This is a genomic window from Streptomyces sp. WAC05292, assembly GCF_003949955.1.
In the GTDB taxonomy this organism is placed as follows: domain Bacteria; phylum Actinomycetota; class Actinomycetes; order Streptomycetales; family Streptomycetaceae; genus Streptomyces; species Streptomyces globosus.
This window is the reverse complement of sequence record NZ_RPSE01000306.1, coordinates 1-7,811: the sequence shown is the minus strand read 5'-3', so window position 1 is coordinate 7,811 and position 7,811 is coordinate 1. Positions and strand designations below refer to the sequence as shown.

The 7,811-nt window shown below is 74.8% G+C and carries 10 protein-coding genes; 2 read left to right on the top strand and 8 right to left on the bottom strand.

Features of this window, described 5'->3' with window-relative positions; all coding sequences use genetic code 11:
- Positions 1 to 48: 48 nt before the first annotated feature.
- The 3 genes from EF903_RS24795 to EF903_RS24785 all read right to left on the bottom strand — a co-directional run bounded on the left by EF903_RS24795 (position 49) and on the right by EF903_RS24785 (position 2,525).
- Complete coding sequence (locus EF903_RS24795) at positions 49 to 1,059, bottom strand: MerR family transcriptional regulator (protein WP_125546713.1); 1,011 nt, start codon at positions 1,057 to 1,059, stop codon at positions 49 to 51.
- A 13-nt stretch (positions 1,060 to 1,072) separates the two neighbouring features.
- On the bottom strand, positions 1,073 to 1,732 hold the full coding sequence (locus tag EF903_RS24790; protein ID WP_125546711.1) for a HEAT repeat domain-containing protein: 660 nt from the start codon (positions 1,730 to 1,732) through the stop codon (positions 1,073 to 1,075).
- Positions 1,733 to 1,829: 97 nt separating this feature from the next.
- The gene (locus tag EF903_RS24785; RefSeq protein WP_125546709.1) at positions 1,830 to 2,525 is read right to left on the bottom strand and encodes an aspartate/glutamate racemase family protein; all 696 of its coding nucleotides are present in this window, start codon (positions 2,523 to 2,525) and stop codon (positions 1,830 to 1,832) included.
- 289 nt (positions 2,526 to 2,814) lie between these two features.
- Here EF903_RS24785 and EF903_RS24780 point away from each other — a divergent pair, with 289 nt between their 5' ends.
- Positions 2,815 to 3,921: a glutamate--cysteine ligase gene (locus EF903_RS24780; protein ID WP_125546717.1), complete on the top strand. Its 1,107-nt coding sequence runs from the start codon at positions 2,815 to 2,817 to the stop codon at positions 3,919 to 3,921.
- Positions 3,922 to 3,946: 25 nt separating this feature from the next.
- Here EF903_RS24780 and EF903_RS24775 read toward each other — a convergent pair whose 3' ends face one another.
- From EF903_RS24775 to EF903_RS24755, 5 genes are all read right to left on the bottom strand, one after another.
- Entirely contained in the window at positions 3,947 to 4,573 is a 627-nt protein-coding gene (locus EF903_RS24775; RefSeq protein ID WP_125546707.1) for an ATP-binding protein, read from the bottom strand.
- A gap of 128 nt (positions 4,574 to 4,701) precedes the next feature.
- The gene (locus EF903_RS24770) at positions 4,702 to 5,355 is read right to left on the bottom strand and encodes a CE1759 family FMN reductase (protein ID WP_125546705.1); all 654 of its coding nucleotides are present in this window, start codon (positions 5,353 to 5,355) and stop codon (positions 4,702 to 4,704) included.
- A complete protein-coding gene (locus tag EF903_RS24765) occupies positions 5,352 to 6,452 on the bottom strand; it encodes an LLM class flavin-dependent oxidoreductase (protein WP_125546703.1) in 1,101 nt (366 codons plus the stop codon). The genes EF903_RS24770 and EF903_RS24765 overlap by 4 nt, the downstream gene beginning before the upstream one ends.
- 215 nt (positions 6,453 to 6,667) lie before the next feature.
- Complete coding sequence (locus tag EF903_RS24760) at positions 6,668 to 6,982, bottom strand: DUF4190 domain-containing protein (RefSeq protein ID WP_260615872.1); 315 nt, start codon at positions 6,980 to 6,982, stop codon at positions 6,668 to 6,670.
- The gene (locus tag EF903_RS24755) at positions 6,979 to 7,179 is read right to left on the bottom strand and encodes a hypothetical protein (protein WP_125546701.1); all 201 of its coding nucleotides are present in this window, start codon (positions 7,177 to 7,179) and stop codon (positions 6,979 to 6,981) included. Before EF903_RS24755 ends, EF903_RS24760 begins: the two co-directional genes overlap by 4 nt.
- 312 nt (positions 7,180 to 7,491) lie before the next feature.
- On the opposite strand from EF903_RS24755, the gene EF903_RS24750 reads away from it, so the two are divergent.
- On the top strand, positions 7,492 to 7,719 hold the full coding sequence (locus tag EF903_RS24750; RefSeq protein WP_125546699.1) for a hypothetical protein: 228 nt from the start codon (positions 7,492 to 7,494) through the stop codon (positions 7,717 to 7,719).
- Positions 7,720 to 7,811 lie beyond the last annotated feature (92 nt).

Sequence of the window (7,811 nt, the reverse complement as noted above, 5' to 3'; positions counted from 1 at the left end):
GGCGTACCCCCTGGGGAGCGGCCTGGCCTTGCCGCGGCGGGCGGCTGTCTACCGGCGGCCCGTGTCGCGCAGGCCGAGCACGTACGCCGCCGTGGAGGCGACGACGCGGTCCCCGTCCCGGGAGAAGTCGGCGAGGGCCCGGTCGGCCGCGGCGCCGGGGACGTCCGCGAGGGCCTGGATCAGGCGGCGGCGGGCGGGGGCCGCGGTGGCGGGGTCGCCGAGGCGGTCCACCAGGGCGGCGGCGATGCGGTCCGCCAGGGCGGGATCGCCCGCCAGGGCGGCCAGTGCGTCGGCCGCGTCGGCGTCGCTGCGGTCCTCGACGACCATGGCGATGAGCACCGCCGCCGCGCCGGCCGCGCCGCGCGCCCCGAGCGCCAAGGCCGCGCGGCAGCGGACCTCCGCGTCGAGGCCGGTGAGCGCCTCCCCCAGGAGTGCGGTCGCCTCGCTGCCCGGGATCTCGGCGAGGGCCCGGACGGCGCGTTCACGCACCTCGGGCGCCGCCGAGCGCAGGCCCTCCCCGAGCAGCGCCGGCCCGTCCCCGCCGGCCTGCGCGAGGGCCCACCGGAGGGCTCCGGCGACGTGCGGGTCCGCCTCGCCGAGCGCGGCCTCCACCAGCGCCTCCACCGGTACGGGGGCCTCGGCGGCCGCCGACAGGGCCGCGCGCTGCCGGGCTCCCGCGCTGTGCGAGGTCAGCGCCTGCAGGAGGGCGACGGTCTGCAGGACGTCCTCCCAGGCGGCCGGCTCCGCGGCGCCGATCCGGCTCAGCCGCGTGAGCAGCTCCGTCTCCGCCGCGATGCGCTCCCGCGTCCGGTCGATGAGGTCCTCGACGAGCCCGGCGGGGGCGAAGCCCGGGTCGTCGAGCGCGCGGCCGACGTCGCGCAGCGACAGCCCGAGGGAGCGCAGGCTCTCGATGTGGAAGATGCGCCGGATGTCCGCGTCGGAGTACTCGCGGTAGCCGGAGGCGGTCCGCACCTCCGGGCGCACCAGGCCGAGCGATTCGTAGTGCCGCAGCATGCGGGCGCTGACCCCGGAGCGCCGCGCGACGTCGCCGATCAACACTGCCTGCCGCCCCTCACTGTCCGGCCCCGAGGGCCGTGACGCGTCTCGCCTCCTCGATCGCGTACTCGAACCCGGCGTCCGGGTCGCGCCGCAGCCGCTCCGTGGCCAGCGCGTGCGTGCGTACGCGGGGGTCGGGGTGCCGCGTCGCGGCGTCCACGGCCGGCAGCATCGCCTCCCCGAGTGCGGCCAGCGCCCGGCTGAGGCTCAGCTGCGTCTCGCGTCCGCCGCGCCCGAGCTGCGTGGCCAACCCTACGGCCAGGGCCTCCTCCCCACCTTCGGGTACGAGGACCACCGCGGCCCGCCAGGCGCTACGGGCCACCTCGTCGTCGGGGTCGGCGAGCAGGGCGGGCGTGATCACCGGCCACGCCCGCCGGTCCCCGATCTTGGAAAGGGTGTGCAGCGCCTGACTTCGCGCCTGCCCCTGCCCCGCGCGCACCTCGTCGACCAGCAGGGGCACGGTCGCCGAGGCCGCGTGGCGGGTGAGCGCCCAGGTGAGCATTTCACGGACGGAAAACTCGGGCTCGACGGCGCACCGCGCGGTCAGCGGGCCGACGTTGCCGGGCGCGGGGGCCGAGCCGACCGCGAGCGCCGCCCGCAGCCGAACGGACGGGTCGTGGTGGGCGAGCGCCGCAAGGGCGCGCAAGGCCTGTGTGTCGGTTTCCGACGCGGTCATGGGAACCACCTCCTGGCCGGCAGTGAACCCCTTGCCACGATGTCAAGGTCAAGCCGGACGAGAACCTCGGTGAGCCGGGCCCGGACGCCAGGGCATCCTAGGCACCCGCCAGGGCGGCGGTCACGGCTGCTTCTGCGTGGAGGCGGGCCGTGGGGAAGAGGGGGACCGGGCTGTCCTCGGGGCCTACGAGGAGTTCGATTTCCGTGCAGCCGAGGATGATGCCTTCCGCGCCGGCGGACACCAGGTCCTGGATGACCTTCCGGTAGGCGGTGCGGGACTCCTCGCGGATGGTGCCGCGGCAGAGTTCCTCGTAGATCACCCGGTGGACGAGGGCGCGGCCCTCGGCGGCCGGGACGGTGACGTCGAGGCCCGCCGCTTCGAGGCGGCCTCGGTAGAAGTCCTGCTCCATGGTGAATGCCGTGCCCAGCAGGCCGACCCGGCGCAGGCCCGAGGCGCGGACGGCGGCTGCTGTGGCGTCGGCCAGGTGCAGGAGCGGGACGGACACCGCCGCCGCGACGGTGTCGGCGACCTTGTGCATGGTGTTCGTGCAGATCAGCACCATGTCGGCGCCGGCCGCCTCCAGGGATCGGGCGGCGGCGGCCAGGGCGTCGCCGGCCTCCGCCCAGCGTCCCTGGACCTGGAGTTGCTCGATGTCCGCGAAGTCCACCGAGTAGAGCACGCAGCGGGCCGAGTGGAGCCCGCCGAGGCGGTCGCGCGTGAACTCGTTCAGGAGGCGGTAGTACTCCGCCGTCGACTCCCAGCTCATTCCGCCGATCAGCCCGATCGTCTTCATCCCCGCTCCCCGCTCGTTCGTCTCGCCGACACCATCCTTACATAAGTCGAATAAGCGATTTGGCTTCGTTTCATAAGTTCGACTTTGAGCGCTCTTGCTGCGACCCATTCGGCGGGTCGGGGGTTTGCGATCGCGTCGAGCGGCCAGACAGTAGGCATCCTGCTCGTCGACAGGGAAGGTTCGTCATGGCAAACATGGTGCTGCTCACCGTGCCGATGCTGGTGGCCGTGCTCCTCACCGTCACCAGGCGTGAGGGCGGCCGGCATGCGGGAGGCCGCCGGTGACGGGTGTGCGCAGTGTGGGCGTGGAGGAGGAGCTGCTGCTGGTCAGCCCGCGGACCGGGGAGCCGATCGCGCTCGCGGCCGCCGTGCTGGAGGCGGCGCGCAGGGCGCCCGGTGGCGGCGAGGAGGTCTTCGAGCGGGAGCTCAAGAACGAGCAGGTCGAGTTCGCGACCCGGCCCGTGACGGAGATGGGCGAGCTCGCCGACGAGATCACCCGGTGGCGGGCCGAGGCCGCGCGCCACGCCGGCGAGGCCGGAGCCGCGGTCGCCGCGCTCGCCACCTCGCCCCTGCCGGTGGAGCCGTCGCGGAGCCCCGGGGAGCGCTACCGGTGGGTGGGCGAGCAGTTCGGCCTGACCGAGCAGGAGCAGCTGACGTGCGGCTGCCACGTCCACGTGTCGGTGGAGTCCGACGAGGAGGGCGTGGCCGTCCTCGACCGGATCCGCCCCTGGCTGCCCGTCCTGACGGCCATGAGCGCGAACTCCCCGTTCTGGCAGGGCCGGGACAGCGGATACGGCAGCTACCGCAGCCGGGTGTGGAACCGGTGGCCGTCCGCCGGGCCGGTGGAGGTCTTCGGCAGTGCGGACCGCTACCACGAGCAGGTCCGGGACATGCTCGGCACGGGCGTCCTGCGGGATGCGGGGATGGTGTACTTCGACGCCCGGCTGTCGGCGACGTACCCGACGGTGGAGCTGCGCACGGCCGACGTGTGCCTGGACCCCTCCGAGCCCGTGCTGCTGGCCACCCTGGCCCGCGCGCTGGTGGAGACCGCCTCCCGGGCCTGGCGGGCGGGCGAGCCGCCGGCCCGGATCGGCGTCGGCCTGCTGCGGCTGGCGTCGTGGCGGGCGGGCAAGTCGGGCCTGGACGGCCCGCTCGTCGATCCGCGCACCATGCGGCAGGCCCCGCCGGAGGCGGTGGTCGAGGCGCTGTTGGACCATGTGGGCGAGGCCCTGGAGGACAGCGGGGACGCCGCGGCGGCCCGCAAGGGCGTGGCGGAGCTGCTGGAACGCGGCAACGGGGCCCGCGTACAGCGCCGGCTGCTGGAGGAGCGCGGCGGGCTGGCGGAGGTCGTGGCCGAATGCGCCCGGCTGACGGTGGGCGGGCCGGGGCGGCCGTAGCCCGCCGCCCCGCGGGGTCGGGGGATCAGGTGCGGCGGTCGTCGATCTGCACGGAGAGGTGCGGCCATGCCGCCGTCAGCCGGGCCAGGTCGCCGGCCGTCGGGCGGCCGGCCTCCCGCAGTGGAGGCGCCGGGAGGAAGTGGACGGTGGTGCCGGTCGTGCCGTCGTCGGGGACGGGGCGCAGGCCGGTGGCGGGCACGCCGTGTTCGTACCGCTGGGTCCAGGCCCCGTCGCGGCGGCGGTTGGTGTGGACGAGCCACGTGCTGAGCGCGGCCACGACGGACATGCCGCGCCGCGCGTGGGTGTCGGGCAGGGGCGGTGCGGCCGGACGGTCGAAGAACCGGAGGTCCTTCGTCGCCATGACCGGCTTCCTCACGGGGTGTCCGTGCTCGTCGAGGCGGGTGTCCGTGCCGCGTCCGTCGTCCGTGACGGCGACGGAGCCGTCGGGGTGGAGGGTCAGGCGGCAGTGGCCGCCGTTGCCGGACGCGGCCTCGTCGGCCGCGTAGGCGACGGCTTCGAGGATCAGGTGCGCGGTGCCGCCGGGGGCGTAGGCCGCCGGGTTCCGACGGATGTGCTCCACGTGGTCGAGGTCGACGGTGCTCGCCCAGTCGTGCGTGGTGTTTTGCCAGGAGGCCCGCGGGGTGGTCGTCACCCGGGAAGTATGCCCCGGAGGTGTTTCGTTGACGGCTGCGGCCCCGGCGTCGACCGCCGGGGCCGCAGCCGTTCCGTGTCCGTGCCGGGCCCGTGCCGACGGGCGGGCGGGCCGGCCGGCAACGCCCCCTAGGGGACCCGCAGGGCCTCCAGGCGCTGGGCGAACGGTACGACCTGGAAGCCGTCCGCCTGGGCCACCGATGTGATGGCGCCCGTCGGCGACCGGGGCGCGATCGCCGCGGCGGTGTCCGTGTCGGGGACACCGGCCCGGCCGGCCGGTGCCATGAAGCGCGCCAGCTCCGCCCCCGCGCGGGCGATCCGCCGCTCGAGGCCCTCCTCGCCCCAGTCCTCCGAGGCCGCGTACACGGCGGTCGGCACGGTGAGCGCGCGCAGGTAGGCGAAGAGCGGGCGCAGGGCGTGCTCGGTGGCCAGGGAGTGGCGGGCCGTGCCGCCGGTCGCCCCGAGGAGCACCGGCTTCCCGGTGAGGGCGTCCTTGTCGATGACGTCGAAGAACGACTTGAACAGGCCGCTGTACGAGGCCGCGAAGACCGGCGTCACGGCGATCAGGCCGTCCGCCGCGGCCACCGCGTCGAGCGCGGCGGCGAGGCGGGCGGGCGGGAACCCGGTGGTGAAGTGCAGGGCGATCTCCGTGGCCAGGTCGCGCAGTTCGAGCACCTCGGGCTCGGCGTCGGCGTGCTCCAGCGTCGCGGCGGTGAGCCGGTCGGCGAGCAGCCGCGTCGAGGAGGGCGAGCCCAGTCCGGCCGATACGGCGATGAGCTTCATGCCTGCGTCTTCTCCTTCGGGGTCTCCCGGGCCGCGGCCACGCGGGCCGAGTGGGTGGGCGCGTCCGGCACGCCGGCCGGACGGAGGCTCGCGAACTCCTTGCGCAGGACGGGCACGACCTCCTCGCCGAGCATGTCGATCTGCTCCAGGACGGTCTTCAGGGGCAGGCCGGCGTGGTCCACCAGGAACAGCTGGCGCTGGTAGTCGCCGGCGTAGTCCCGGAAGGAGAGGGTGCGTTCGATGACCTGCTGGGGCGAGCCGACCGTCAGGGGCGTCTGGGAGGCGAACTCCTCCAGGGACGGGCCGTGGCCGTACACCGGCGCGTTGTCGAAGTACGGGCGGAACTCGCGGACCGCGTCCTGGGAGTTGCGGCGCATGAACACGTGGCCGCCGAGGCCGACGACGGCCTGCTCGGGGGTGCCGTGGCCGTAGTGGGCGTAGCGCTGCCGGTAGAGGTTGACCATCTGCCGGGTGTGGGAGGCCGGCCAGAAGATGTTGTTGTGGAAGAAGCCGTCACCGTAGTAGGCGGCCTGCTCGGCGATCTCCGGGGAGCGGATGGAGCCGTGCCACACGAAGGGGGCGACGCCGTCGAGTGGGCGGGGGGTGGAGGTGAAGGACTGCAGCGGCGTCCGGAACTTGCCCTTCCAGGTGACGGTGTCCTCGTCCCAGAGGCGGCGCAGGAGGGCGTAGTTCTCGATGGCGAGGTCGATGCCGTCGCGGATGTCCTTGCCGAACCAGGGGTAGACCGGGCCGGTGTTGCCGCGGCCCATCATGAGGTCGACGCGGCCGTCCGCGAGGTGCTGGAGCATCGCGTAGTCCTCGGCGATCTTCACCGGGTCGTTCGTGGTGATCAGCGTGGTGGAGGTCGAGAGGATGAGGTTCTCGGTGCGGGCGGCGATGTAGCCGAGCATCGTCGTCGGCGAGGAGGGGACGAACGGCGGGTTGTGGTGCTCGCCGGTGGCGAAGACGTCGAGGCCGACCTCCTCGGCCTTCAGCGCGATCGCGAGCATGGCCTTGATCCGCTCGTGCTCGCCGGGCACGCGTCCGGTGGTCGGATCGGGTGTGACGTCGCCGACGGTGAAGATCCCGAACTGCATGGCTCCCCTTCCCAAGGTTGTTTACGATTCAACTATACCCGGGAACGGGGGTGTCCTGCGAGGTATTCCCGGCCGCGGTGGGGCGGGGGGCCGAGGCTCCGGATGCGGGCGCCCCGGCCTTCCCTGCACGTCCCTGCCTACCAGCCCTGCGGCCTGCCCGGACACGGCGCCGGCGGCGGTGTGTCACCTCGCCGCCCGGCCGCGCCGGACGGCCGTCACACACTCCACGACCACGTGCCGTCCGCGGCGACGAGGCAGGCGAGGACCACGACGTCGGCCACGCCCAAGGCGATGCCGAGACGGGCCCGGGCCGGCCGGGTGGTGCCCTTGCGGAGGGCGAGCGCACCGAGGACGGCGGCGGTCGGGCCGAGGACCAGGTTCGCCACGAGCAGGCCCACCAGCCCGAGGACGAACGCCGTCACGGCCATCGCGTCGGCGTCCCGGAGCCGGGCCGCGTACGGGCGGCGCCCGCCCGGCCGGCGCCCTTCGGCGGTCGGAGCCTGGATCCGTTCACCGGTGCGCGGGCTCATCGGCCGGCACCTCCCCGGCGGCGGGTGCGGCCCGGCGATCCCGCCCGGGCGGGGCCGGAGAGCCGCTCGCGGGCGGCGAAGACGGCGAGCCAGAGCGCGATGGCGAGGCCGGCGGCGACGCTGACGGGGACGGGCACGTGGGCCACGGCGCCGAGGAGGACCCCGAGCAGCAGCAGTGCGGCCACGAGGAAGAGCATCGGACGTCCCTCCGTTCGTAATAGCGGGTGTTCTTGGACTGCTCGGTCTCCGGTTACCCCCGTACGGGCGGCGCACTACCGGCGCTTCCCCCGGCACGGGCGAGGCGGGGGACGTGCCGGGACGGATCTGAGTACGCGTACTCAGGCCGCGGCGCGGGCTGTTGGGGAGAGTGTGGACATGACACAGCCTGGCAGCCGACCCTCCCCGGCCCCGCCGCCGGATGGAGCCGGGGCGGGTGCGGGGCGGCCGACGCGCCGGCCGGAGTCGCGCTGCTGGTCCTCGACGCGGCGGCCGCGTTCGTCGCCCTGCTCGTGGGCCTCGGCCACACGGACGCCGGCCTGTTCGAGGACACGGCGGGCACCGACTGGACGCCGGTCGCCGTCGCGCTCCTCTTCCCGGCCGCCCCGGCCGGGCTCGGCGCCTGGCCGCTGCGGCGCCGGGCGCCCGTCTCCGCCGCCCTGCAGACCCTGGTCGCACTCGCGCTCGTCGGCGCCGCGGTCCTGATCGTGCTCGACGCCGGGGGGCCGGCCCGCCGCTGAGCGCGCAGGGGGCTTCCTCGGTAGCGTGGGAAGCGGACCGTTGCGTCTTTCCCTCCGTTCAAGGAGCGCCGCGCGCATGTCCACGCCTCCAC

What these genes read in the sequence shown, in the direction of transcription:
- EF903_RS24785 (WP_125546709.1), bottom strand. Translation starts at nt 2,525, where the DNA reads ATGAAGACGATCGGGCTGATCGGCGGAATGAGCTGGGAGTCGACGGCG.
- EF903_RS24765 (WP_125546703.1), bottom strand. Translation starts at nt 6,452, where the DNA reads ATGCAGTTCGGGATCTTCACCGTCGGCGACGTCACACCCGATCCGACC.
- EF903_RS24760 (WP_260615872.1), bottom strand. Translation starts at nt 6,982, where the DNA reads ATGAGCCCGCGCACCGGTGAACGGATCCAGGCTCCGACCGCCGAAGGG.
- EF903_RS24755 (WP_125546701.1), bottom strand. Translation starts at nt 7,179, where the DNA reads ATGCTCTTCCTCGTGGCCGCACTGCTGCTGCTCGGGGTCCTCCTCGGC.
- EF903_RS24790 (WP_125546711.1), bottom strand. Translation starts at nt 1,732, where the DNA reads ATGACCGCGTCGGAAACCGACACACAGGCCTTGCGCGCCCTTGCGGCG.
- EF903_RS24770 (WP_125546705.1), bottom strand. Translation starts at nt 5,355, where the DNA reads ATGAAGCTCATCGCCGTATCGGCCGGACTGGGCTCGCCCTCCTCGACG.